The organism is Sphingomonas sinipercae (genome assembly GCF_011302055.1).
GTDB classification, from domain to species: domain Bacteria; phylum Pseudomonadota; class Alphaproteobacteria; order Sphingomonadales; family Sphingomonadaceae; genus Sphingomicrobium; species Sphingomicrobium sinipercae.
This window is the reverse complement of record NZ_CP049871.1, coordinates 1,870,372-1,895,332: the sequence shown is the minus strand read 5'-3', so window position 1 is coordinate 1,895,332 and position 24,961 is coordinate 1,870,372. Positions and strand designations below refer to the sequence as shown.

Sequence of the window (24,961 nt, the reverse complement as noted above, 5' to 3'; positions counted from 1 at the left end):
CCTAGATGTGAATCGGCTTGCCGGTCACGGCCATCGCCGCTTCCTTCAGCGCTTCCGAATGGGTCGGGTGCGCGTGGCAGGTCAGGGCGATGTCTTCCGACGTCGCGCCGAACTCCATCGCCTGCGCGGCCTGCGCGATCATCGTCCCTGCAAGCGTGGAGATGATCCAGACGCCAAGCACCCGGTCGGTCTTGGCGTCGGCGATGATCTTGACGAAGCCATCCGGCTCCTTGTTCGTCTTGGCGCGGCTGTTGGCGAGCATCGGGAACTTGCCGACCTTCACTTCGCCATGTTCGCGCGCCTGCTCCTCGGTCAGGCCGACGCCGGCGATTTCGGGCATCGTGTAGACGACGCTGGGGATCACATCCTCGTTCACGATGCCGGTGTGGCCGGCGATGTTGTCGGCAACCGCCAAACCTTCGTCCTCCGCCTTGTGGGCGAGCATCGGGCCGGGCGTGACGTCGCCGATCGCCCAGACGCCGGCAACCTTGGTCTTGAAGCTGTGATCGACATCGATCTGGCCGCGCTTGTTGAGCTCCAGCCCGATCTTGTCGAGGCCGAGGCCGTCGGTGTTCGGACGGCGGCCGATGGAGACGAGGACATGGCTCGCCTCGATGGTCTCGGCAGCGCCGCCCGCGGCTGGCTCGACGGTCAGCATGACACCGTCGCCGCCGGCCTTCGCCCCGGTGACCTTGGTGCCAAGCTTCAGCTCGAAGCCCTGCTTCTTGAAGATCTTGTTGGATTCCTTGCGCACTTCGGCGTCCATGCCTGGCAGGATCTGGTCGAGGAACTCGACGACCGTGACCTTCGCGCCAAGCCGCCGCCAAACGGAACCCAGTTCCAGGCCGATGACCCCGCCGCCGATGACGACCAAATGCTGGGGCACCTCGGCAAACTCCAGCGCGCCGGTCGAATCGACGATCCGCTGCTGGTCGACTTCGACGCCGGGCAGGGGGGTAACCGATGAACCGGTGGCGATGACGATGTTCTTGGCGCGCACCGTGCGGTCGCCGACCTTGACCGTGTCGGCGCTCTCGAACGCGGCGCGGCCCTTGAGCCACTCCACCTTGTTCTTCTTGAACAGGAATTCGATGCCGCCGGTCAGGCCCTTGATCGATTCGAGCCGGCTGGCGTGCATCGTGCCGAGGTCGAGTTCGACGTTGCCCGTCTTCACGCCCCACTTGGCGAGCGTGCCGTGGGCAGCTTCCTCAAACAGCTCGGACGCGTGCAGCAGCGCCTTCGACGGGATGCAGCCGACGTTGAGGCAAGTGCCGCCAAGCGTCTCGCGGCTTTCGGCGCAGGCGGTCTTCAGCCCGAGCTGCGCGGCGCGGATCGCGGCAACGTAGCCGCCGGGGCCGGCGCCGATTACCAGGACGTCGAAATCGTATTCAGCCATGATTGTCTTTCGTCAGTGCCGCGGATGCGAGTGCGGGTGCGACATAAGGGGCCGAAGCGCCGGAATCTACCCTCGCGCGGTTGCGTCCGAGGCCTGGGTCTGCGAGGGGCGCCAGGAAATCGGAGAGCTATAGCGTGACGTATAAGGACAGTTTCCAGGACCGTATCGGCAATGCCGCGGCAGCGCGCGAAAAGGCGCTGGCCAAGTTGAAGGCCAAGCCGCCGCTCGACGAAAAGGTCGTCGCCGAGCGCCTGGAACGGCAACAGCGGCGCGAAGCCAAGGAAGCGGAAAAGCGGGAGGCGAAGCGCGCCGCACAGGAAGCGGAAGCTGCCGCGCGCGAAGCAGCGGCCGAGGCGGCGAAGCCGGTCATGCCCAAACTGGAGACCGAGGCCGAACGCAAGGCGGCGCGCGATGCCCGCTACGCCGCGCGGAAGGCCCGCAAATAGCCTCCAGGCAATGAAAGTCCGCGAGCTGCTGGCGACCGCGCAGGTGCCGGGCGGCGAGGAGCTGCGCCTGTTCCGCCGCGACCGCGACTATATGATTGTCCTCGACCGCAACGAGCTGATGAACAGCCGGATGAGCGGGTCGGAAGAGCAGCTTGCGACGCTGACCGTCGCGCGGTTGAGGAACCGGACGAACCCGCGGCTGCTGATCGGCGGCTACGGCATGGGCTTCACGCTCCGAGCGGCGCTGAAAGTGCTTCCGGCCGGAGCTTCGGTGGTGGTGGCGGAGCTGGTGCCGGAAATCATCGCCTGGGCGCGCGGGCCGATGGCCGAGCTGACCGCCGGCTGCCTCGACGACCCGCGCGTGACCGTGATCGAAGGCGATGTCGCGGCGGTGATCGCGGAGAGGCGCGGCAGCTACGACGCGATCCTTCTCGATGTCGACAACGGCCCCGACGGCCTGACGCGGGCAGCGAATGACGGCCTCTACTCAGCCGCAGGGCTCGCAGCAGGAAAGGCAGCGCTGGTGCGCGGCGGCATCCTCGCCATCTGGTCGGCAGCCGACGACCCCGCCTTCACGAAAAGGCTTAACGCCAACGGTTTCGCCGCGACTTCAACTCAGGTCCGCGCCCGCAGCAACGGTAAAGGCGCGCAACACACGATCTGGTTAGCGGAGCATAAGAACTTCTAGACAGTGACTATCGTGGGTCCTGCTTTACCCCGGAACGGCCAGCTTGCCGCATCAACCGGCGGAGTTCTTTGAGCCATTGTAGCCGCGCTTTGAGCGCAAGCGCGACCCCGACGTTCGCCGCCTCGAGCGTCCAATTGTCTCTCGCATTGAGGTCTGGCGGGTTCTGCTCGACGACACGCAGCCGCGCCCGCGTGATCCTCTCCGCGCGACAGATGAACGCCTCGCGGGCGTCCGGTTCAAGTGCAGCCAAATAGTTGGCGCGGGAGCGGATCGGGTCGATCCCCGCGCTCGCCATTTCGTCCGCAAGGCCGTCGATCCAATCACGGAGGCTATGAAGCCCCTCGGCAGTCAGGGATAGTTCGATCGCCTTGCGTCCGGTGCGCGCCTCTGGCTCGCCATCAAGCAATCCACGAGTAATTAGCCGCCGGATCGCCGGGTAAATCGCTCCCGTGCTCGACGACCAGCCCCAAGTCGTAGACCTCTGGAAGCGTTTGACGACCACGTAAGCGGAGCACGGCTGCCGGCTCCAAACGATGCCCAGGATGACCCCTTCCAGCTCGGTCAAACTTGCAGCTGCAGCCGTTTCTCGCATATTGCGATTCGCAATATCTACGGAAGGGTTTTCGATATGATCGCTCATCGTATTGCTGCTGCACTATTGTGCTCAGCATCGCCAGTCGCTGCGGCGCAGATGAACGTCGATGAGACCGGGTCTCACACAGTTGGACTGAAACCGATCACAGTCGAACAACGCGCCCGCGAAGTCATCGAAATCGTGGGCGGCTCAAGCGAAATGAATGCGCGGCGTTACATCTCGGAAAGCTTCTCCGCGGCCGCACTGGAACGGGTCGGGAAGGACGACCGGCTGGAGGACATGGAGATTCTTCGCCACGAACTCGGCACCATTACGATTGACCGGATCGACCGTGTGTCTCCGACAGAGGCGGTTGCGGTCGTTCGGAGCGGCCTAACCGGGCGACTGCGCGCAATTGCGGTCGAGGTCGATCGAAGCGCGCCGGCAAAGATCGCGGACATCGGCACCCCCCGAACCTTATCAGGTCAGATCAGCAAAGATCTTAGCGATGCGCAGCGTGTCACGATGCTCGACAACTTTGTCAGCCGATTAGCCAAGACCGGCTATTTTTCGGGCACGGTACTGCTCGCCCGTGAAGGCCATGTCCTGCATGCCAAAGCTTACGGTCTCGCGGAGCGAAGATTCGGCGTGCCAAACGCGGTCAACACCCGTTTCAACCTCGGATCGATCACCAAAATCTTTACCGCGGTCGCGCTCGCACAGTTAGTCGAAAGGGGACGCGTTTCCTGGGATGACACGCTCAACAAATATGTGCCGGGTTTTCCAAACGACGCCGCAGCTTCCCAAATCACCCTGAAGCACCTCCTGACGCACACATCCGGCCTTACGAATACGCCCTATCCCCCGGGGCCCCGGAGCCCCACGCGTGCGCTTTCGGTCGCCGAATTGATATCTGAGGCGCCAAGGAATGACCTCCAATGGAAGCCGGGGACGCGATACGAGTATAACAATCTCGGTTTCCTCCTGCTCGGCCGAGTCATTGAGGTCGTGTCGGGGCAAAGCTATTACGATTTCGTCCGCGATCACGTCTTCAAGCCCGCCGGCATGGCGACCGTGGGAACCGATCGCTACGATTTCGTCACCTCGCTTGCTTACGCGTATGAGCCGCTACCAGCTTGGGATCGACCCAGCTTTGTCGACGGCAGGCTCTACGTGGCTCCCCGAGCCGTTCCGTTTGGCGGCGCCTACTCTTCAGCGCCCGACATCTTCCGGTTCAGCGAAGCCCTCCGTTCAGGTCGGCTCATTCGGCCTTCGACTTTGAGGACCATGGCGAGTGCACACCCGGAGTTGGGTGCACCAATGCGCGGCCTTGGTTTCAACGTTGGCAGTGACGACTGGGTAGTTGGGGTAGGCCGTAAAATCCTTGGTCACGGGGGTAATACGGCCGGGGTCTGCACCGAATGGCGGCAGATCGAAGACGCTGAGGCGCCTTACACTTTTGTGGTTCTCTCAAATTCCGGTCAACGCGCTTGCTTTCCGGTTGCCGAGTTTATCCTGGACCTTGTTCCGGCAGAAAATTCGCAGCGGAAAAGGCGCTAGAGATCGATCAGCAACCGCGTCGGGTCCTCGATCGCTTCCTTGACCCGGACGAGGAATGTCACCGCCTCGCGGCCGTCGATCAGGCGGTGGTCGTAGCTTAGCGCCAGGTACATCATCGGGCGGGCGACGATCTGGCCGTCCTTGACCACCGGCCGCTCCTCGATGCGGTGCATGCCCAGCACGGCCGACTGCGGCGGGTTGATGATCGGGGTCGACAGCAGCGAGCCGAACACGCCGCCGTTGGAGATGGTGAAGGTGCCGCCGGTCATGTCCTCCATCGACAGCGTGCCTTCCTTGGCGCGCTTGCCGAAGTCGGCGATGCTCTTTTCGATCTCGGCAAAGCTCATGGCGTCGGCGTTGCGCACGACGGGCACGACCAGGCCCTTCGGCGCGGAAACGGCGACTGAGACGTCGAGGTAGTCGCGATAGACGATCTCGTCGCCTTCGATGCTGGCGTTGACCGAGGGAACGTCGCGGGCGGCGAGCGCCACGGCTTTGACGAAGAAGCCCATGAAGCCGAGGCGGATGCCGTGCTTCTTCTCGAACAGATCCTTATACTTGGCGCGCGCCTCGATGACCGCCGACATGTCGACGTCGTTGAAGGTGGTCAGCAATGCCGCGGTGTTCTGCGCTTCCTTCAGCCGCTTGGCGACCGTCTGGCGGAGGCGAGACATGCGGACGCGTTCTTCCTTGCGCTGTGCCCCTGCGGAGGCAGGGGTCCAGTCCGACCGCGCAGCGGGCGCTGCTTGTGCTGGGGATGGCGAGGCTTTCGCCTCGGTCTGGGCTCCTGCCTGCGCAGGAGCACTGTTCTTCTTCGCTTCGACCGCCGCAAGCACGTCGTCCTTGGTCAGGCGGCCGTCCTTGCCGGTGCCTTTGATGGTCGTGGGGTCGATGTGATGTTCAAGCACGGCGCGGCGAACCGCGGGCGACATGGTCATGATCTGGTCGGACGCGCTGGCCTCGCCGCCATCCTGGCCCGGCTGGACCTCCGGCGCGTGCTCGGAGCCGCGAAGGCCCGGATTTTCGCCCGCGCCCGCCGGATTGGTCGGAGAGGATTCCGCGCCTTGTTCGGCCGGCGTGTCGGCGGGCTTTTCAGCCGGTGCGGCGGGGGCTGCACCAGCGCCGCTTTCGTCGATCCGGGCGATCAGCGCGCCGACCGCGACCGTGTCGCCTTCGTTGACCAGCGTTTCCGCCAGCACGCCCGCCATTGGGGAGGGCACTTCGACGGTGACCTTGTCGGTCTCAAGGCTGGCGATCGGCTCGTCGGCGGCGACCGTATCGCCCGCCTTTTTCAGCCACTGCGCGAGCGTACCTTCGGTGATCGATTCCCCGAGGGTCGGCACTTTGACGTCGGTGGCCATGATACTCCTGTCTCTCCTGTGCGCCGAAGCGCCTACGCGGATGCCCGCGCCTTTGCCGGGCTGCTATGCCCCAGTGCGTCGGCAATCAAGGCCGCCTGTTCCGACGCGTGCCGCTTCGCCAGCCCGGTCGCCGGCGATGCGGAGGCCGAGCGGCCGGCATAGCGGGGACGCATGCCCGTGAAGCCGGCCTGGCCCAGGCACTCCTCGATCAACGCCTCGACGAAGAACCAGGCGCCGTTGTTGCGCGGCTCTTCCTGCGCCCAGACGACGTCCTCAAGCTTCGTCATTGCCCGCAGGCGGCTCACCAGCGGCTCCGACGGGAAAGGATAAAGCTGCTCGACCCGGACGACTTCGGTGCCGTTGTCGCCCGCCGCGTCGCGCGCCTCCATCAACTCATAGCCGAGCTTGCCCGAACACAGCACAAGCCGCGTGGTCGCGCCCTCCGCGGGCGGGGCGAGGTCGCTCAACAAGCGCTTGAAGTGGCTCTCGCCGGTGAATTCCTCGGCCCGCGACACCGCCAGCTTGTGCCGGAGCAGCGACTTGGGCGTCATCATCACCAGCGGCTTGCGGAACTCGCGCAGCAGCTGGCGGCGAAGGATGTGGAAGTAATTGGCCGGCGTCGTGCAGTTGGCGACCTGGATATTATCCTCGGCGCATAGCTGCAGGTAGCGTTCCAGCCGCGCGGAGCTGTGCTCCGGCCCCTGGCCCTCGAAGCCGTGGGGCAGAAGCATGACGAGGCCGCTGGCGCGCAGCCACTTGGCTTCGCCCGAGGCGATGAACTGGTCGATGATCGTCTGCGCGCCGTTGGCGAAATCGCCGAACTGCGCTTCCCAGCACACCAGCGTGCGCGGGTCGGCGAGCGAATAGCCATATTCAAAGCCGAGCACCCCAAATTCCGACAATGGGGAATCGCGCACTTCGAAGCGGCCGCCCTCGATCGAATCGATGGGGATGAACTTGGCGCCGCTATCTTGGTCGACCCAGACGGCGTGACGCTGGCTGAAGGTGCCGCGGCCGCTGTCCTGCCCGGACAGGCGGACATTATGCTTTTCCGCCACCAGCGTGCCGAAGGCGAGCGCTTCGGCGGTCGCCCAGTCGAAGCCCTCGCCGCTGGCGAACATCGCCGCCTTGGCTTCCAGGATCCGGCCGAGCGTCTTGTGAATGGCAAGGTCGGCGGGAACCGTCGTCAAATGCTTGCCGACGTGCCGGAACAGGTCTTCGGAAACCGCCGTCTTGATGTTGCGCCGTCCGAGCACCGGCTCGGTCGGCTTGCCGAAGCCGGACCACCGGCCTTCGAACCAGTCCGCCTTGTTGGGCAGGTAGCTTACCGCGGCTTCAAAGTCCTCGTTGAGGCGGGCGGTGAAAGCGCCGATGTGCTTGCCGATCCAGTCCTGGTCGATCACCCCCTCGTCGGCCAGCCGCTTGCCGTAAATCTCGCTGATCGGCGGATGCTGCCGGATTTCGGAATACATTTGCGGCTGGGTGAAGCTGGGCTCGTCGCCTTCATTGTGGCCGAAGCGGCGATAGCACCACATGTCGATAACGATGTCGCGGCCGAACGCCTGGCGGAACTCGGTCGCCAGCTTGCAGCAGAAAGTGACCGCTTCCGGATCGTCGCCGTTGACGTGCAGGATCGGCGCCTGGACGCCCTTGGCGACGTCCGAAGGGTAGGGCGAGGAGCGCGCATATTGCGGGCTGGTGGTGAACCCGACCTGGTTGTTGATGATGAAGTGGATGGTGCCGCCGGTGCCATAACCGGGCAGGCCCGAGAAGCTCAGGCATTCCCACACCACGCCCTGGCCGGCGAAGGCGGCGTCGCCGTGAAGCAGGATCGGAAGCACCGTCTTGCCATGCTTGTCGCCCTTGGCCGTCATCACCGCGCGCGCCTTGCCAAGCACGACCGGGTCCACCGCTTCCAGGTGCGACGGGTTCGGCAGCAGCGACAAATGCACCTTGTTGCCGTCGAACTCCCGGTCCGAAGACGTTCCGAGGTGATATTTGACGTCGCCCGACCCGCCGACATCGGCCGGGTTGGTCGCTCCGCCGGCGAACTCGTGGAAGATCGCGCGGTAGGGCTTGCCCATCACGTTCGACAGCACGTTGAGCCGGCCGCGGTGGGCCATGCCGACGTCGATTTCCTCCACGCCCAGCTGCCCGCCATATTTGATCACCGCCTCAAGTGCGGGAATGGCGCTTTCGCCGCCGTCGAGGCCGAAGCGCTTGGTGCCGACATATTTGCGGGCGAGGAATTTCTCCCACTGCTCGGCTTCGATCACCTTGGCGAGAATCGCCTGCTTGCCCTCGCGAGTGAAATCGACGGTTTTGGCGCCCTCGATCCGCTCCTGGATGAAGCGGCGCTCCTCCAGGTCGTTGATGTGCATATATTCGACGCCGATGGTGCCGCAGTAATTGGCCCGCAGGCAGTCGACGATTTCGCGCACGGTGGCCCGTTCGAAGCCAAGCGTCCCGCCAAGCCAGATCGGACGGTCGAGGTCCGCTTCGGAAAAGCCGTGATAGGCGGGCGTCAGGTCGGCCGGAATGTCGCTACGGTGGATCCCGAGCGGATCGAGCTTGGCCGCAAGGTGCCCGCGCACGCGATAGGTACGGACCAGCATCATCGCCCGGATCGAATCCTCGGCGGCGCGGCGAATGGCATCGGGATCGGCAGTGCCCGCCGCGGCGTCCTTGGCGGCGCCCTTGCGCACGGCCGCGATCGTCGCCTCGGTCGGATCGAGGCCAAGATTGACCTCGTCGAGCTCCGCCAGCGGCCAGTTGGCTCGCGCCCAGCTAGGGCCGCGCTCGATGTCCTCGCTTGCTCCGGCGACCACGCGAACTAACCTTTCAACAGCTCCGCAAGCGTGCGGCCAAGCTCAGATGGGCTTGGGGAGACCGTTATTCCAGCCGCCTGCATCGCCGCGATCTTGTCTTCGGCGCCGCCCTTGCCGCCGGCGACGATCGCCCCGGCGTGACCCATGCGACGCCCGGGAGGGGCGGTCCGTCCGGCGATGAAGCCGACGGTCGGCTTCTTGCGGCCGCGCTTCGCCTCGTCCGCCAGGAATTGCGCCGCGTCTTCTTCCGCGCTGCCGCCGATTTCGCCAATCATGATGATCGACTTGGTTGCGTCGTCGGCCAGGAACAGCTCTAGCACGTCGATGAAGTTGGTGCCGTTGACCGGGTCGCCGCCGATGCCGACCGCGGTGGTCTGGCCAAGGCCTTCGTTGCTGGTCTGGAACACCGCTTCATAGGTCAGTGTGCCGGAACGGCTGACGACGCCGACGCTGCCCTTCTTGAAGATGTTGCCAGGCATGATTCCGATCTTGCATTCCTCCGGCGTGAGCACGCCGGGGCAATTGGGGCCGATCAGCCGCGACTTGGAGCCGGACAGCGCGCGCTTGACCTTGACCATGTCGAGCACGGGAATGCCTTCGGTGATGCAGACAATCAGCGGCACTTGCGCGTCGATGGCTTCAAGGATGGAGTCCGCGGCGAAGGGCGGCGGCACATAGACGACAGACGCGTCGGCGCCGGTCGCGTCTACGGCCTCCGCGACGGTGTCGAACACCGGCAGGTCGAGGTGGGTGGTCCCGCCTTTGCCCGGCGTGACGCCCGCGACCATCTGCGTGCCGTAAGCGAGCGCCTGCTGGGTGTGAAAAGTGCCTGTTTCACCGGTCATCCCTTGGGTGATGACCTTGGTGTTGCGGTTCACGAGAATCGACATGGAGTTCAATCTTTTCCTGAGGTGTTTTGAGGCAATGGGAAGGCCCGCATGACGATCCAACCTTCATATGCCGCTGCCGTGAGCTTAAAACCGCCAGTCGTCCGAGTGACGTAACCGGACCTTGAAGGGTTGCCTGAAGGAAGCATGCTGTTACCGAAATCCAGAAAGGGTCCGCCACCAGGCAAGATTGCGGCGGCGGCGGCAGCGAAGTCTTTGCCACGCCACAGGACCGCACACGACGTCGCGTAGAGCCGCTCGCCAGACGGCACTGCGATAACAGGGCCATCTGACTTCGGAGCTATGAAGAAGAGGGTTCGTTTGCTCCCGATTTGATAGATGGAGTTGGGCACCTTCTCTGCCGCGGGCGCGAAATAGTCGTTTGGACCCGAGTGTGCCGTCTCCGTCTTGCCAATCGTCTGCCGGGCAGCCATCGGTAAGCGGCGATAAGTTGTCAGGCTCGTCTGGTCTCGCGGCAAGGCAATGCTCCCCTCGAGACATGCTTTTTCAAAGATGACCGGCGCCGGCAGGCCCGATACATTCGGGCCAGTTCCTTGAGGGACGGAAATCGTCGCCAAGAAAACTGACAGAACGCCGGTCAACGTCATTTCTACAGCGAGCCGTCGATGGCTTTGCACGCCTCGAGCAGTTCCTTCACCGCGTCGACGCTGACCTGGAAGTTCTGCTTGGCTTCATCGTTGAGCGCGATTTCGACGATGCGCTCGACGCCGCCTTCGCCGATCACCACCGGAACTCCGACGTAGAGGTCATCGACGCCATATTGGCCGGTCAGGTGGGCGGCCGCGGGAAGCACCCGCTTTTTGTCCTTGAGGTAGCTCTCGGCCATCGCGATGGCGCTGGTGGCCGGCGCATAATAGGCGCTGCCGGTCTTCAGCAGGGCAACGATCTCGCCGCCGCCGCCGCGCGTGCGCTTGACGATGGCGTCGATCTTTTCCTGCGTCGACCAGCCCATCTTGATTAGGTCGGGGATCGGGATCCCGGCGACCGTCGAATATTCGACGACCGGGACCATCGTGTCGCCGTGGCCGCCGAGCACGAAGGCGGTCACGTCCTCGACCGAGACGTTGAACTCCTCGGCCAGGAAGTGGCGGAAGCGAGCGCTGTCGAGGACGCCGGCCATGCCGACGACCTTGTTGTGCGGAAGCCCCGAAAACTCGCGCAGCGCCCAGACCATCGCGTCGAGCGGGTTGGTGATGCAGATGACGAAGCTGTCAGGGGCGTTCGCCTTGATGCCTTCGCCGACGGCTTTCATCACCTTGAGGTTGATGCCGATGAGATCGTCGCGGCTCATCCCGGGCTTGCGGGCGATGCCGGCGGTGACGATGCACACGTCGGCGCCGGCGATGTCGGCGTAATCGGACGTGCCCTTCAGCCTGGCATCGAAACCATCGACGGGTCCGGCCTGCGCAATGTCGAGGCCTTTGCCTTCAGGAATCCCCTCGGCGATGTCGAACAGGACGATGTCGCCGAGCTCCCGCATCGCGGCGAGGTGAGCGAGGGTTCCGCCGATCATTCCGGCGCCGATCAACGCGATTTTGCGACGAGCCATGGGGCTGGTTTCGAACCTTTCTGTCAGTGGCGGCCGGTCAATGACAGTTTCCGGCCTTGGGGGGCGGCGTTCGCTTAGCGTTCAGGCGGTAAAGGGGCAACCGCCCGATCCTTTCCCGCAGTTGAACGAGGCAACTCTGCCGCTGCCTCAATCGTTCCAGCACCGACACTTCCCGATTTGAGGACGATTTAGATGAAGACACTTGCCCTAATGATCGGTGCGGCGACGCTGGCGATTGCCGGCCCGGCCGTCGCCAAGCCCGGCAACCACGGCGGTGGCCACGGCAATTCCCAGGCCGCGATGAAGCACGGCGGCAAGGCGCACTCGAAACATGTGCACAAGGCCCGCTACGCGTCGCTACGCGATCGCAACCGCAACGGCATCGACGATCGGGACGAAGCGCTTGCCCGCCGCTACGGCAGCATGTTGTGCCCGCCCGGCTTGGCCAAGAAGAGCCCGTCCTGCGTCCCGCCGGGACAGGCCAAGCGCATGTTCCGCGATGGCCAGCGCGTGCCGACCAACTATCGCTACTATACGCCGTACGGGAATATCCCCGACACGCTGATCGACCGCTACGCGCTGGATGATGACTATCGGTACATCTACCGCAACAACGTCATCTATCAGGTGGATCCGCGGACGAGCCTGATTACCCGGATCATCGACGCGATCCTTTAGCCTACTAGTAATCTACGGAAGGGGCCGCTCTGAAAGGGGCGGCCTCTTTTGTTAGGGCGCGGCGTCAGGATTTTCGGGCTCTGCGACGTCATTGCGATCGATTGCATTGAGCGTCGCGGGGGCGGAATCCAGCATCGTCGCGGCGTCGTCCAATTGCCGGTTTTCCTCGGCGCCTGGCGTCGTTTGCGGCTGGCAGGATGCGAGCAGCAGGCAAAAAAAAGGGCCGCGCGCCAATACAGGCATGCGGCCCTTGTTCATTCGTCGAACGCCTTAGTTGGCGGCGTTATCAGAAGCGTTCTCGACGGCTTCACCGGCGTTCTCGACCGCGTTGCTCGCGTTGTCGATGGCGTTGCTGGCGGCGTCGAGCGCGTTGCCAGCAGCGTTTTCGGTGGTGTTGCCAGCCGCGTTGATGTCATTTTCCGCAGCATTCTCGACAGCGGTGTCGTTGGCGGCGGCGTTGTCGGTCGCGTCGTTCTTGTCGCAAGCGGCAAGGCCGAGCGAAAGGACCGCAACGGTCAGTGCAAATTTCTTCATGATCGTTCCACTCCCTAAAACTAGCCCCCTTGGGCTGTGGGCTCGGCCTGGCGCGCGAATCGCGCAGGCCAGCGCGGGCCAATATAGTGACGGTCACCGCCGTGCAATCGGCTTGAGCACGGGCTGAATCGGACGAGTCGCCGTTTGACCATATAAAGTTTTCTTTATATGTCCTTCGGCACTCATGAACGCCCTTCCTCTTGCCGAAATGTTTCAAGCACTTGCCGACCCAACGCGGCTGCGGATCCTCGCGTTGCTTTCGCGCATGGAATTGTCGGTTGGCGAGCTCGCGCAATTGCTTGAACAGAGCCAGCCCCGGGTGTCCCGCCATGTGCGGATTCTTGCCGATGCCGGCGTCGTCGACCGGCGCAAGGAAGGCAGCTGGGTGTTCCTGGCGATCGCCGATCCGAAGCGCACCGACCCACTGCTGGCGCTTATCGACGCCTGGAACGACCCGGCGACCAGGCGGGTGTTCGATGCTGACTCGTTGCACCTCGACGCCATCCGCGCCGAACGCGCCGAAGCCGCCGAGCGCTATTTCGCCGCCCATGCCGAAGTGTGGGATTCGATCCGCTCACTGCATGTTGCGGAGACAGAGGTCGAGCGGGCGATCGACGGCGCGCTGGCCGATCGCCGTCTCGGCCGACTGGTCGACATCGGCACCGGCACCGGCCGGATGATCGAATTGTTCGGGCCGCGGGCCGAGCAGGCAATCGGCATCGACCGCTCTTCGGAAATGCTCCGGCTGGCCCGCGCCAAGCTGGATAGCGCGGGCGTCGCCTCCAGCCTTCGCCAGGGCGACATGTACGCCTTGCCGCTCGTTGATGGGAGCGCCGACAGCATCATCATCCACCAGGTTCTTCATTATGCGCACGCCCCGGCGGTCGCGATCGAGGAGGCAGCGCGGGTGCTCGCGCCCGGCGGGACCTTGCTGATCGTGGATTTTGCAGCCCACCAGCAGGAGGAGCTTCGCCTCCGCGACGCTCATCTCCGGCTCGGCTTTGCCGACGATGTGATGGCCGGCTGGTTCGACGCCGCCGGCCTGACGCTGGACCAAGTCCAGCATTTGGAAGGCGGCGAGCTGACCGTGACCCTGTGGCTCGGCTCGAAGGCCGCGCTGCGCAAGAAAGCAGCAGCATGAACCTGCCTGAACAACTTCCGGCGCGAAGTTGCATCCCTTTGTTCGCCGAGGCGCGCGGCGATATCGAGCTGAGCTTCGAATTCTTCCCGCCCAAGAGCGACGCCATGGGCGAAACCTTGTGGCAGTCGATCCAGACGCTGGCGCCGCTGCGGCCGCGCTTCGTCTCGGTCACCTACGGCGCGGGCGGTTCGACCCGTGAGCGCACGCACGCGACGGTCGAGCGCATCCTGACCGAGACCGAGCTGACCCCGGCCGCGCACCTGACCTGCGTTGCCGCGTCGCGGGAGGAAGTCGACGCCGTTGCCCGCGAATATTGGGACCTCGGCGTCCGGCACCTGGTCGCGCTACGTGGCGATCCGCCGGAAGCCGGCGCCAGGTTCGAGCCGCACCCCGAAGGCTACGCTAACGCCGCGGAGCTCGTTGCCGGGCTCAAGCAGGTCGCGCCGTTCGATGTTTCGGTTGCCGCTTATCCCGAAATGCACCCGGACAGCGGCAGCCGCGCCGCGGACCTCGACAATCTCAAGCGCAAGGTCGACGCCGGGGCGGACCGGGCGATCACCCAATTCTTTTTCTCGGCCGATTCCTTTTTCCGCTTCCAGGACGATGTCGCCGCCGCCGGGATCGATATCGAAATCGTGCCCGGAATCCTGCCGGTGACCAACGTCGCGACGACGCGCCGCTTTGCCGGCCAATGCGGGGCCGCGATCCCCGACTGGCTCAATCAATCGTTCGAAGGCCTGGACGAGCTTCCCGCTGCCCGGCAGCTGATTGCCGGCACCGTCGCCGCGGAGCTGTGCGGCCAGCTTTACGCCGGCGGCGTCCGCCACTTCCATTTCTACACCCTCAACCGCGCGGAGCTTAGCTATGCGATTTGCCACTTGCTCGGCGTGAGGGCCAAAGCATGAGCGCCGCAGCGCAGCTTCGCGCCGAAGCGGCCAAGCGGATCCTGGTCAAGGACGGCGCCTATGGGACGTCGGTCCAGGATCGAAAGTTGAAGGGCGAGGATTATTGCGGCGGGCTCGACCTGCTCAAGGACCAACGCGGCAACAACGACCTTTTGAACCTGTCCCGGCCCGACGTCGTGACGTCGATCTGCCGCAGTTTCGCCGATGCCGGCGCCGATGTGCTGGCGACCAATACGTTCAACGCCAACCGCATCAGCCAGGCCGATTACGGCGCCGAAGCCCTGGTCGAGCGGATCAACATCGCGGCCGCGCGGATCACGCGCGAAGTCGCTGACGCCGATGGCAAGCAGCGCTGGGTGGCCGGCGCGCTCGGGCCGACCAACAAGACCCTCTCGCTTTCGCCCGACGTCAACGACCCGGGCTATCGCGAGGTCGATTTCGACACGGTGAAGTCGGTTTACCGGGAGCAAATCGACGCGCTGGTCGAAGGCGGCGTCGACTTCATCCTCATCGAGACGATCTTCGACACGCTCAACGCCAAGGCCGCGATCATGGCGACCCTGGAGGCCGAGCAGGCGCTTGGCCGGGCGCTCCCGCTGATGATTTCGATGACGCTGACCGACCTGTCCGGGCGCAACCTGTCCGGCCATACGGTCGAGGCATTCTGGGCGTCCGTGCGCCACGCAAAGCCGGTGACCATCGGCCTCAACTGCTCGTTCGGGGCGGCCCAGCTTCGCCCGCACCTGGCCTCGCTCGCCAAGCAGGCGGACACGCTGGTCATGGCTTACCCCAATGCCGGCCTGCCCAACGAGCTTGGCGAATATGACGAAGCGGCCGAACAGACCGCGGCGCAGGTGCGCGAATGGATCGACGACGGGCTGGTAAACATCGTCGGCGGCTGCTGCGGAACGACCCCGGCTCACATTGCGGCGATTGCTCGAACCGCGGCCGGCCAACCGCCGCGCGGCATTGCGCAAGCGCCGCGGCACACGCTGCTCGCCGGGCTTGAACCGATGGTCATCGCTGCCTGACATGGAAGCTTCAGCAGTAGGTCAGGCCGCCGCCGGCGCGCGCTTCGTCAACGTCGGCGAGCGCACCAACGTCACCGGCTCCGCCAAATTCAAGAAACTTGTGCTTGCCGGCGACTATGACGCGGCGGTCGAAGTCGCTCGCCAGCAGGTCGAGAACGGCGCCCAGATCGTCGACGTCAACATGGACGAAGCCTTGCTCGACAGTGAGCAGGCGATGACGATCTTCCTCAAGCGGATCGCCGCAGAGCCGGACATCGCCCGGGTGCCGGTGATGATCGACAGTTCCAAATGGAGCGTGATCGAGGCTGGCCTCAAGTGCGTGTCCGGCAAGCCGATCGTCAATTCGATCAGCATGAAGGAAGGCGAGGAGCCGTTCCTTGAACTGGCGCGCAAGTGCCGGGCCTATGGCGCCGCCGTCGTCGTCATGGCGTTCGACGAAATCGGGCAGGCCGACACGGCCGAACGCAAGGTCAGCATCTGCGAGCGGGCTTACAAATTGCTGGTCGAGGACGGGACCGAGCCGCAGGACATCATCTTCGACCCCAACGTCTTCGCCGTAGCCACTGGCATCGACGAGCATCGCCGCTATGCGATCGATTTCATCGAGGCGACGCGCGAAATCCGCCGCCGCTGCCCCGGGGTCCACATTTCCGGCGGCCTGTCGAACCTCAGTTTCTCGTTCCGCGGCAATGAACCGGTGCGCCGCGCGATGCACAGCGTCTTCCTTTATCACGCCATTCCCGCAGGGATGGATATGGCCATCGTCAACGCCGGCCAGCTCGACGTTTATGACGCCATCGACCCCGAACTTCGCGAAGCCTGCGAGGATGTGATCCTCGATCGCCGCGAGGATTCGACCGAGCGGCTGATCGTGCTCGCCGAGCGCTTCAGGGGCACCGACGAAGTGGCCGAAAAGGCGGCCGCCGAATGGCGCTCGCTACCGGTCAGGGAACGGCTGTCCTATGCGCTGGTGAAGGGCATCGATGCCGACATCGTCGCCGACACCGAGGAAGCGCGCCAATTGGTCGACGCCGAAGGCGGACGCCCGATCCATGTGATCGAAGGCCCGCTGATGGACGGCATGAACGTCGTCGGCGACCTGTTCGGATCGGGCAAGATGTTCCTTCCGCAGGTCGTCAAATCGGCGCGTGTCATGAAGAAGGCGGTCGCCCACCTCATCCCCTTCATCGAGGCGGAAAAGGAAAAGTCGGGCGCCACCCAGGGCAAGGGCAAGGTCGTGATGGCGACCGTGAAGGGCGACGTTCACGACATCGGCAAGAACATCGTCGGCGTCGTGCTTCAGTGCAACGGCTTTGAGGTCATCGACCTTGGGGTAATGGTGCCGTGGCAGGACATCCTGCAGTCGGCCAAGGACAACCAGGCGCACATGATCGGCCTGTCGGGGCTGATCACGCCGTCGCTGGATGAGATGGTGACGGTGGCCAGCGAGATGCAGCGGCTGGGGCTGACGACGCCGTTGCTGATCGGCGGTGCGACCACCAGCAAGGCGCACACGGCGCTGCGCATCGACCCGGCTTACGAAGGCCCGGTGATCCACGTGCTCGACGCCAGCCGCGCCGTCGGCGTTGCCTCCTCGCTGGTTTCCGACACGCAGCGCGAGCCGCTGATCGCGGCCACCGCCGACGATTATGAAAAGCTGCGCCAGACGCGGGCTCACGCCGGCCAGAACCAGTTGGCGACCCTCGCCGAGGCCCGCGCCAACGGCTTCGCTTTCGATCCGTCCGGCCAGCCGCCGGCGCCGCAAATGCCGGGCATTCACCAGATCGGCGAATGGCCGTTGCGCGATTTGCGGGCCTCGATCGACTGGAATCCATTCTTCCGCGCATGGGAGCTGGCGGGTAATTATCCCGCGATACTCGAGGACGAAGTCGTCGGCGAAAGCGCGACCAGTCTGTTCAACGACGCACAGGCAATGCTCGACCAGATCATCAACGAACGCTGGCTCACGGCGAGCGCGACGGTCGGCCTGTGGCGCTGCAAGCGCGAGGGCGACGACGTGCTGGTGCTGGCCGGCAACGACTGGACCCGGATCCCCTTCCTTCGCCAGCAGGTGAAGAAGCGCGAAGGCCGGGCGAACATGAGCCTTGCCGACTTCATCAATCCTGAAGGCGAAGATTGGATTGGTGGGTTCACCGTTGGGATCCATGGCCTGGAGCCGCACCTCGCGCGGTTCCGCGAGGCCAATGACGATTATTCGGACATTCTGATCAAGGCGCTGTCAGACCGCCTGGCTGAAAGCTTTGCCGAGGTGCTCCACGCCGAGGTGCGCAACCGCCTGTGGGGCTATGCCGACGAGCATCTGAGCAACGCCGACCTGATCCGCGAGAAATTCAACGGCATCCGCCCGGCGCCTGGCTATCCCGCCTGCCCGGACCACAGCCTGAAGCCGATCCTGTTCGACATGCTTGGCGGCAACCCGGCCGGGGTGACCCTGACCGAGAATTTCGCGATGCTTCCGACCTCGGCGGTCTCAGGGTTCTATTTCGGCCATCGCGACAGCCAATATTTCGGCGTTGCGCGGATCGGCCGCGATCAGCTCGAAGACTATGCCGAGCGCCGCGACGTGCCGTTGGAACAGGCGGAACGCTGGCTGCGGCCGAACCTGGATTAGCCGTCATCCTGAACGTGTTTCAGGATCCACCGCGCCGCCAATACTCAGGCTCCAGGAAATGGATGCTGAAACAAGTCTAGCATGACGGTAGAGGCCTTGGATGCTTCGCCGCTTGATACTCCTATTTGCACTGCTGCTCGCGCCGACCATGGCGCAGGCGCAGAACATCACGCCCGCGCTGGTGGCCGAAGGCCGCGCCGTCCCGGGCGGCGAGGTCGAGCTGGCGATCGTCATGCGGCCCAAGCCCGGTTGGCACGGCTATTGGCTTAACCCCGGCGATGCCGGCCTGCCGATGCAGGTGGAATGGAAGCTGCCGGCCGGCTTCGCGGTCGCGCCCTTGCGCTACCCAGTGCCAAGCCGCCTCACCGTCGCCGGGCTGATGAACTACGTCTACGAGCGCGATTATGCGCTGCTGACCCGGTTGAAGGTCCCGGCGAGCGCCACCGGCATCGTCCCGATCCGCGCCCACGCCAGCTGGCTCGCCTGCACCGACAAGGTGTGCGTGCCCGAACAGGGAGATTTCTCGCTCGACCTGGCCACCGGCGGGATTGCGCCGATGGACGCGCGTTTCAACGACTGGCGACGGGCCTTGCCGCGCCCACTCGCAACGCCAGCGAAGTTCGACTCGTCCGACCGGCTGCTGCGCATTGCAATCCCGCTGCCAGCGGACGTTCCGGTCGCCGAGTCCTACGTCTTTCCGGCGACCGATGCGGTCGTCGACTATGCCGCCAGCCAGCAGTTCCGTCGCAATGGCGACATGCTCATCGCCGAGCTGCCGCTGAAGGGCGCAGCGCCCGAAACATTCGCGGGCGTGCTTTCGGCTGGTGACGGGCGCGGTTTCGAATTCAGCGCGATCGCTGGCGAAGTGCCAAGCGGCGGCACGGCCATCGCCGGCAGCGGCGGTAATGACGCGGTGCTGTTCGCGGTTCTCGGCGCGCTCATCGGCGGCATCCTCCTCAACCTGATGCCCTGCGTGTTCCCGATCCTGGCGATCAAGGCGCTGCACCTCGCCCGAAGCGGCGGCGACGAACGCGAAGCGCGGCGCGACGCCGTGGCTTATGCCGCTGGGGCCATCCTTGGCACCGGCGCTCTGGGCCTTGCACTGCTGGCGATCCGGGCCGGCGGAACCGCCGCCGGCTGGGCTTTCCAGTTGCAGGACCCGCGCACCATCATGCTGCTGATGCTGCTCAGCGTCGCCATCACGCTGAACCTGTTGCGGGTGTTTGAGCTGCCGGTGGTTGCCGGCAACGCACGGCCGGCCGGCAGCTTCGGCGCGGGCGCGCTTGCCGCCTTCGTCGCTACCCCTTGCGCCGGCCCGTTCCTGGGCGCCGCGCTCGGCACCGCATTGTTGTTGCCGGTTGGCGGATCGGTGCTGGTGTTCGCCGCGCTGGGGCTTGGCCTGGCACTGCCGTTCGTCGCCGTCGCCTTCATCCCGGCATTGCGCCAAATCTTGCCTTCGCCGGGACGGTGGATGCAGCGCCTCCAGCGGTTCCTCGCCATCCCGATGGCCGCGACCGCGATCGGCTGCTTGTGGCTGCTGTACCGGCAGGGCGGTGACGCCGCCGTACTGATCGGCGTTCTTGCAGCGTCGATCGTCGCCGCGGTGTTTGCCCTCCTCGGACGCTGGCAGCGATCAGGCGAACGTCTGCTGTGGCCGGCCGCGGCGGTCGCGATTGCTGTCGCCGCCGCCGCCGTCGTGCTGGTGCCGCAGCGATCCGCGCCCGCCGCTACTGCCGGTTCGACCTGGAGCACTGATGCGGTTCGCGCCGCCACCACGCAGGGAAAGCCGGCCTTCGTCTATTTCACCGCCGACTGGTGCCTGACCTGCAAGGCAAACGAAGCGGCGGCGATCAACCGCGAATCTGTCACGCGTGCCTTCGACAAGGCCGGGGTGAAGGTGTTCGTCGGCGACTGGACCGACGGCGACCCCGCGATCACCCGCTTTCTGGAAAGCCGGGGGAGGGCGGGGGTGCCGCTTTATCTCTGGTACGAGCCGGGGAAAGCGCAGCCCGAAGAACTGCCGCAGATCCTCACCCCGTCGATGCTTACTTCCCGCGCTCTCCGCGGGCGCTAGCGGCCCGCGTCCACACCGGTTTTCCCGCGATCCAGGTTTCCAGCACCTGGGTGCGGGCAAGGTTTTGCGCGTCGACACTGCTCACGTCCCGGTCGACGAGGATGAAATCGGCCCATTTGCCCGGCTCCAGGCTGCCGATCTTGCCCTCGGCGAAGCCCGCATAAGCCGCGCCCCGCGTGAAGCCGTCCAGGGCCTGCGCGAAGCTGACCCGCTCCCTTGGCAGCCATCCGCCGGCCGGCTCTCCGCTCATGTCCTGCCGGCTGGTCGCGGCAGCTAGCCCGGGGAACGGATTGGGCGATTCCACCGGGAAATCCGACCCGAAGGCAAGCCGTGCGCCCGACTGCAACACGGTTTGCCACGCGTAAGCGCCGTCCAGCCGCCCAGGCCCTAGCCGCTTTTCGGCCATCAGCCGGTCGCTCGTCTGGTGCACCGGCTGCATCGACGCGATGATCCTCGCCGGCGCGAAGCGGGGGGTGTCGCGCGGATCGACGATCTGCGCATGTTCGATGCGCCAGCGCCGGTCGCCGGGATATATTTTCGACAGCCGTTCGAAGATGCTCAATTCTTGCGCGTTGGCGGCGTCGCCAATGGCGTGGATCGCGACCTGGAAGCCGGCGTCGGCGGCGCGCTTCGCAAGCCCGAACATCTCGGCATCCGAATGGAACCGCAGCCCGCGCGTGTCCGGCTTGTCGGCGTACGGCGCCTTAAGCCAGGCGCCGCGAGAGCCGAGCGCGCCGTCGGCATAGAGCTTGACCCCGCCCATCCGCAGCCGGTCGCCGAACAGCCACTGCGTCGGCGCGTGGAAGGTGGCGATCGGCTCGACTCCGGCGGCATAGGCCATGATTCGAACCTGCAGCTTGCCGTCCATTCCAGCGTGATGGATCGTGCCCCATTCCGGCACCGACATCCCCATGTCGGCCGCTGCAGTGAGCCCGACGGCAAGCATCGCCTTTTGCGCCTCGGCAAGTGCGCGCTCGCGCTCCGCTTCGGTCGGGGCAGGCACCTTCGCGCTGACCAAGGCACTGGCCGAATCGATCAGGAGGCCGGTCGCTTGCCCGTTCGCGTCGCGCTCGATCTTCCCGCCGACCGGATTTTTGGTCGCGGCGGTGATTCCCGCTGCCTTGAGGGCGGCCGTGTTGGCGACGACCGCATGCCCATCGACTCGTTCCAGCACGACCGGGCGGTCGCCAACCACCGCGTCGAGATCGGCGGCAGTCGGGAACCGCTGGTCCGGCCACAACTCCTGGTTCCAGCCGCGCCCGACGATCCAGCCATTGCGCTTGCCCGCTGCATAGGCCTTCAGCCGCCCCTGCAGGTCCTGGACCGAGCTAGTCCCGACAAGGTCCAGGGTCAGCGCCGCATAGCCAAGCGCGAAGACATGGCCGTGGGCGTCGATCAGGCCGGGGAGCAAGGTCTTCCCGCCGCCGTCGACGTGGCGGGTGATGTTCGCCAGCCGCACGAGTTCGGGATGTTCGAGCAACTGCCGGACCTTGCCGTCGTCGCCGATGACGATGGCCTTGAACCGCTGCAGCTTGCCGTCGGCGCCGATCTGGATGCCGTTGACGTTATCGATCAGCGTGTCGGCCTGCGCGGCCGAGGACAGGAGCGCCGCCGCAAGCGCGAAGAAGGTCTTGTTCATGGGCTGCGCATAGCATTGTTCCGCACTTGCGGAAGCGCTACGCCGCGCCGCGATGACTGCAACCCCGACGATCGACGATATCCGCGCCGCCGCGGAGCGCATCCGCGGATCCGTCGTGCGCACGCCGATGCTGGTCAGCCGCACCCTGTCCGAGATTATCGGGGCGGAAGTCTGGCTGAAGTTCGAGAATCTCCAGTTCACCGCGGCCTACAAGGAACGCGGCGCGCTCAACAAGCTGCTGCAGCTGACCGCGGACGAGCGCGCGCGCGGTGTCATTGCGGCGTCGGCGGGCAATCATGCGCAGGCGGTCGCCTATCACGCCAAACGGCTCGGCATCCCGGCGACCATCGTCATGCCAAGGCCGACGCCGACGATCAAAGTGAGCCAGACGGAAGGCCATGGCGCGCGCGTCATCCTGCACGGCGCGATGTTCGACGACGCCTATGCGCGGGCTCGGGAGATGGAGGCGGCCGAGGGGCTGGTCTTCGTCCACCCATTCGACGATCCGGACATCATCGCCGGTGCGGGGTCGCTTGGCATCGAAATGCTGGACGAAGCGCCCGACCTCGACACCATCGTCGTCCCGATCGGCGGCGGCGGCCTGATGAGCGGGATCTCGATTGCCGCGCGCGCGCTCAAGCCCGGGATCGAGCTGATCGGCGTCGAGGCCGAGCTTTACCCGTCGATGAAATGCGCCATCGATGGCTGCACGTTGCCGCTCGGCGGCGACACGCTGGCGGAAGGGATTGCGGTCAAGGCGCCGGGCGCGCTCACCTCGCGGATCCTGAAGGAACTGGTCGACGACGTGATGCTGGTGCCGGAGCGGCTGATCGAGCGCGCGGTGGCGATGTTGGTCGGGATCGAGAAAACGGTGGTCGAGGGCGCGGGCGCTGCGGGCCTTGCGGCAATGCTGGGCGACAAGGCGCGCTTTCGCGGGAAAAAGGTCGCGACCATCCTGTGCGGCGGCAACATCGACACCCACCTGCTGGCGAACGTGCTCGTCCGCGACTTGGTGCGCGCCGGCCGGATCGCCCGGCTTCGAGTCGCCGCCCAGGACCAGCCGGGGGCGCTCGCCAAGATCACTGCCCAGTTTCACGAAGCCGGCGTCAACATCCTGGAAATCCGCCACAGCCGCATCTTCAACGCGCTTCCGGCCAAGGACACCGTCATCGAGGTCGAGTGCGAGGCCAAGGATTCCAACGCCATCGACGCGGTTGTCGAAATGCTGGAATCGGCCGGCTTCATCGTCGATCGCGCCTCGCTCGACTGATTGGCTGTCCCGTTCGAGGACACTCGTCGCAAGTCCGTGTGGTTTGGCGCGACCAAGTCTTTTCATCGGCGTTTACCAGCAGCATAAAGGTCTTCGTAACCACGAGTGAGGGCAGGTGAGCGCACCTTTTCGATTTCCGAAATTCTTTGTCACCAATCCGTCGCCGTGCCCGTACCTTCCGGGCAAGGTGGAGCGGAAGGTGTTCACGGAGCTTTCGGGCCGAAGCGCTGCCGAGCTGAACGAGGCGCTTGGACGGATCGGCTTTCGCCGTAGCCAGTCCGTCGCCTACCGCCCAAGCTGCATCGATTGCAGCGCCTGCGTCTCCGTCCGGGTCTTGGCGTCTGAGTTCGAGGCGTCGGCGACCCACCGCAAGTTGCTTCGCAAGCATGGCGACCTGGAAGTCAGCGCCTGCAAGCCGTGGACCACGGAAGAGCAATATGCGCTGCTTCGGAAGTATCTGGCGGTCCGCCATCCGGGCGGCGGCATGGCCGACATGGACGAAGGCGACTTCGCCGACATGATCGAGCAGACGCCGGTGCGGACCTTCGTCATCGAATATCGCGAGCCGTCGGTCGATGGCGTCCCCGGCAAGCTGGTCGGCGCCTGCCTGTCGGACCATCAGGCGGACGGCCTGTCGATGATCTACAGCTTCTTCGATGTCGGCCCGGACGCGCGCAAGGGGCTGGGCACCTTCATCATCCTCGACCACATCATCCGCGCCGCCCGCGCGGGCCTGCCCTATGTCTACCTCGGCTATTGGGTCGAAGGCTCGCAGCGAATGGCCTACAAGACCACGTTCCGACCGCTCGAACGGCTGGGCCGGGACGGCTGGCGGCGGATGGACGAGGTCGATCCGGAGCCGGTGCAGCGGGAGCTGAACCTTCCGGTCCGGCGCGAGCGTCGTTTCCTGATCGACGCCTGACGAGGCTTCCGCAAGCGCGCGCCGTGCTTTAGGCCCGGGTCACTCGCGAGGTGAAGCTTGGGCCTGCTCGACAATAAAGTCGCAATCGTCACCGGTGCCGCCTCCGGCATTGGCAAGGCCGCGGCCGAGCTGTTTCGCCGCGAGGGGGCGATTGTCGTCGCCACCGACGCGATGGAGGCTGATGGCGTCAGCATTGTCGATGCCGGGTCTGAAAGCGAGGTCGAAGCGCTGGTCGAGCGCGCCCTCGCCGAACATGGCGGGATCGACATCGTCTTCGCCAACGCCGGCATTTCCGGGGGCATGGCGGGCATTTTCGAACAATCGGCGGACGACTGGCAGGAAATCCTGCGCGTCAACCTGATCGGGCCGTTCCTGGCGATCAAATATGCCGCGCCGCACATGAAGGCGCGCGGCGGCGGGTCGATCGTCTGCACCGCTTCCGTCGCCGGCCTTCGCGCGGGGGCGGGCGGGGCCGCTTACTCCGCTTCAAAGGCTGGGCTGATCAGTCTCGTGAAAGTCGCCGCGACCCAGCTTGCCGGCGCCAACGTCCGGGTAAACGCCATCTGCCCCGGCCTGATCGAAACCGGCATGACCGCGCCGATGTACGAATGGGCGCGCTCGACCGGACGAGAAAGCAAAATCGGCCGCCTCAACCCGATGAAGCGCGGCGGCCAGCCCGACGAAATCGCCGCGGTCGCGCTGTTCCTGGCGTCCGACGCAGCCAGTTACGTCAATGGGCAGGCGATCGCCGTCGACGGCGGACTTTCCGCCTCGCACCCCTTTTCAATCCAGGATTACGGCCGAACCTCGGCCTGACACGGAGGA

22 protein-coding genes are annotated in these 24,961 nt (G+C 65.2%); 12 read left to right on the top strand and 10 right to left on the bottom strand.

Translation table 11 applies throughout. From position 1 onward, the window contains the following. Window position 1 precedes the first annotated feature (1 nt). The gene (gene lpdA, locus G7078_RS09820; RefSeq protein WP_166095547.1) at window positions 2–1,396 is read right to left on the bottom strand and encodes a dihydrolipoyl dehydrogenase; all 1,395 of its coding nucleotides are present in this window, start codon (window positions 1,394–1,396) and stop codon (window positions 2–4) included. 134 nt (window positions 1,397–1,530) lie between these two features. Here lpdA and G7078_RS09815 point away from each other — a divergent pair, with 134 nt between their 5' ends. Beyond that, window positions 1,531–1,842 carry a DUF6481 family protein gene (locus tag G7078_RS09815; protein ID WP_166095544.1) on the top strand — a complete coding sequence of 104 codons (312 nt, stop codon included), beginning with the start codon at window positions 1,531–1,533 and terminating at the stop codon, window positions 1,840–1,842. A 10-nt stretch (window positions 1,843–1,852) separates the two neighbouring features. Further along, the gene (locus G7078_RS09810; protein WP_166095541.1) at window positions 1,853–2,530 is read left to right on the top strand and encodes a spermidine synthase; all 678 of its coding nucleotides are present in this window, start codon (window positions 1,853–1,855) and stop codon (window positions 2,528–2,530) included. 7 nt (window positions 2,531–2,537) lie between these two features. Here G7078_RS09810 and G7078_RS09805 read toward each other — a convergent pair whose 3' ends face one another. After that, window positions 2,538–3,170, bottom strand: coding sequence for a PadR family transcriptional regulator (locus G7078_RS09805; protein WP_166095539.1), 633 nt, complete (start codon window positions 3,168–3,170; stop codon window positions 2,538–2,540). Between G7078_RS09805 and G7078_RS09800 the strand changes: the two genes are divergently transcribed. Continuing rightward, entirely contained in the window at window positions 3,159–4,664 is a 1,506-nt protein-coding gene (locus G7078_RS09800; protein WP_166095536.1) for a serine hydrolase domain-containing protein, read from the top strand. The two genes, G7078_RS09805 and G7078_RS09800, sit on opposite strands and share 12 nt — an antisense overlap. Here the strand turns inward: G7078_RS09800 and odhB are convergent. The 5 genes from odhB to mdh are packed head-to-tail and all read right to left on the bottom strand — an operon-like array spanning window position 4,661 to window position 11,310. Beyond that, entirely contained in the window at window positions 4,661–6,025 is a 1,365-nt protein-coding gene (gene odhB / locus G7078_RS09795) for a 2-oxoglutarate dehydrogenase complex dihydrolipoyllysine-residue succinyltransferase (RefSeq protein ID WP_166095533.1), read from the bottom strand. The genes G7078_RS09800 and odhB overlap by 4 nt on opposite strands. A gap of 32 nt (window positions 6,026–6,057) precedes the next feature. Next, window positions 6,058–8,853 carry a 2-oxoglutarate dehydrogenase E1 component gene (locus G7078_RS09790; RefSeq protein ID WP_166095531.1) on the bottom strand — a complete coding sequence of 932 codons (2,796 nt, stop codon included), beginning with the start codon at window positions 8,851–8,853 and terminating at the stop codon, window positions 6,058–6,060. A gap of 5 nt (window positions 8,854–8,858) precedes the next feature. Continuing rightward, window positions 8,859–9,743, bottom strand: coding sequence for a succinate--CoA ligase subunit alpha (gene sucD, locus G7078_RS09785; RefSeq protein WP_166095529.1), 885 nt, complete (start codon window positions 9,741–9,743; stop codon window positions 8,859–8,861). A gap of 5 nt (window positions 9,744–9,748) precedes the next feature. Continuing rightward, window positions 9,749–10,318, bottom strand: coding sequence for a hypothetical protein (locus G7078_RS09780; protein WP_166095527.1), 570 nt, complete (start codon window positions 10,316–10,318; stop codon window positions 9,749–9,751). Between the two features lie 32 nt (window positions 10,319–10,350). Beyond that, complete coding sequence (gene mdh, locus G7078_RS09775) at window positions 10,351–11,310, bottom strand: malate dehydrogenase (protein WP_166095525.1); 960 nt, start codon at window positions 11,308–11,310, stop codon at window positions 10,351–10,353. A gap of 192 nt (window positions 11,311–11,502) precedes the next feature. Here mdh and G7078_RS09770 point away from each other — a divergent pair, with 192 nt between their 5' ends. Then, on the top strand, window positions 11,503–11,988 hold the full coding sequence (locus tag G7078_RS09770; protein ID WP_166095522.1) for a hypothetical protein: 486 nt from the start codon (window positions 11,503–11,505) through the stop codon (window positions 11,986–11,988). Between the two features lie 51 nt (window positions 11,989–12,039). On the opposite strand, the gene G7078_RS09765 is transcribed toward G7078_RS09770, so the two are convergent. Continuing rightward, window positions 12,040–12,246 carry a hypothetical protein gene (locus G7078_RS09765; RefSeq protein ID WP_166095520.1) on the bottom strand — a complete coding sequence of 69 codons (207 nt, stop codon included), beginning with the start codon at window positions 12,244–12,246 and terminating at the stop codon, window positions 12,040–12,042. A gap of 12 nt (window positions 12,247–12,258) precedes the next feature. Beyond that, on the bottom strand, window positions 12,259–12,522 hold the full coding sequence (locus G7078_RS09760; protein ID WP_246166356.1) for a circumsporozoite protein: 264 nt from the start codon (window positions 12,520–12,522) through the stop codon (window positions 12,259–12,261). A gap of 208 nt (window positions 12,523–12,730) precedes the next feature. Here G7078_RS09760 and G7078_RS09755 point away from each other — a divergent pair, with 208 nt between their 5' ends. The 5 genes from G7078_RS09755 (at window position 12,731) to G7078_RS09735 (ending at window position 20,305) form a co-directional block, all read left to right on the top strand. Continuing rightward, a complete protein-coding gene (locus G7078_RS09755) occupies window positions 12,731–13,663 on the top strand; it encodes an ArsR/SmtB family transcription factor (RefSeq protein ID WP_246166355.1) in 933 nt (310 codons plus the stop codon). Further along, the gene (metF, locus tag G7078_RS09750) at window positions 13,660–14,568 is read left to right on the top strand and encodes a methylenetetrahydrofolate reductase [NAD(P)H] (RefSeq protein ID WP_166095516.1); all 909 of its coding nucleotides are present in this window, start codon (window positions 13,660–13,662) and stop codon (window positions 14,566–14,568) included. Before G7078_RS09755 ends, metF begins: the two co-directional genes overlap by 4 nt. Further along, window positions 14,565–15,599 (top strand): homocysteine S-methyltransferase family protein, encoded by a 1,035-nt coding sequence (locus G7078_RS09745; protein WP_166095514.1) that lies wholly within the window; start codon window positions 14,565–14,567, stop codon window positions 15,597–15,599. The genes metF and G7078_RS09745 overlap by 4 nt, the downstream gene beginning before the upstream one ends. Before the next feature lies 1 nt (window position 15,600). After that, window positions 15,601–18,231, top strand: a complete 2,631-nt coding sequence (metH, locus tag G7078_RS09740) for a methionine synthase (RefSeq protein ID WP_166095511.1) — start codon at window positions 15,601–15,603, stop codon at window positions 18,229–18,231. Window positions 18,232–18,331: 100 nt separating this feature from the next. Then, window positions 18,332–20,305 carry a protein-disulfide reductase DsbD family protein gene (locus G7078_RS09735; RefSeq protein WP_166095509.1) on the top strand — a complete coding sequence of 658 codons (1,974 nt, stop codon included), beginning with the start codon at window positions 18,332–18,334 and terminating at the stop codon, window positions 20,303–20,305. Here the strand turns inward: G7078_RS09735 and G7078_RS09730 are convergent. After that, complete coding sequence (locus G7078_RS09730; protein ID WP_166095506.1) at window positions 20,277–21,944, bottom strand: amidohydrolase; 1,668 nt, start codon at window positions 21,942–21,944, stop codon at window positions 20,277–20,279. The genes G7078_RS09735 and G7078_RS09730 overlap by 29 nt on opposite strands. Before the next feature lie 52 nt (window positions 21,945–21,996). On the opposite strand from G7078_RS09730, the gene G7078_RS09725 reads away from it, so the two are divergent. From G7078_RS09725 to G7078_RS09715, 3 genes are all read left to right on the top strand, one after another. Beyond that, window positions 21,997–23,214 (top strand): threonine ammonia-lyase, encoded by a 1,218-nt coding sequence (locus G7078_RS09725; protein WP_166095503.1) that lies wholly within the window; start codon window positions 21,997–21,999, stop codon window positions 23,212–23,214. A 115-nt stretch (window positions 23,215–23,329) separates the two neighbouring features. Continuing rightward, window positions 23,330–24,136 (top strand): arginyltransferase, encoded by an 807-nt coding sequence (locus G7078_RS09720; RefSeq protein ID WP_166095500.1) that lies wholly within the window; start codon window positions 23,330–23,332, stop codon window positions 24,134–24,136. 57 nt (window positions 24,137–24,193) lie between these two features. Further along, the gene (locus tag G7078_RS09715; protein WP_166095498.1) at window positions 24,194–24,952 is read left to right on the top strand and encodes an SDR family NAD(P)-dependent oxidoreductase; all 759 of its coding nucleotides are present in this window, start codon (window positions 24,194–24,196) and stop codon (window positions 24,950–24,952) included. Window positions 24,953–24,961: the final 9 nt, after the last annotated feature.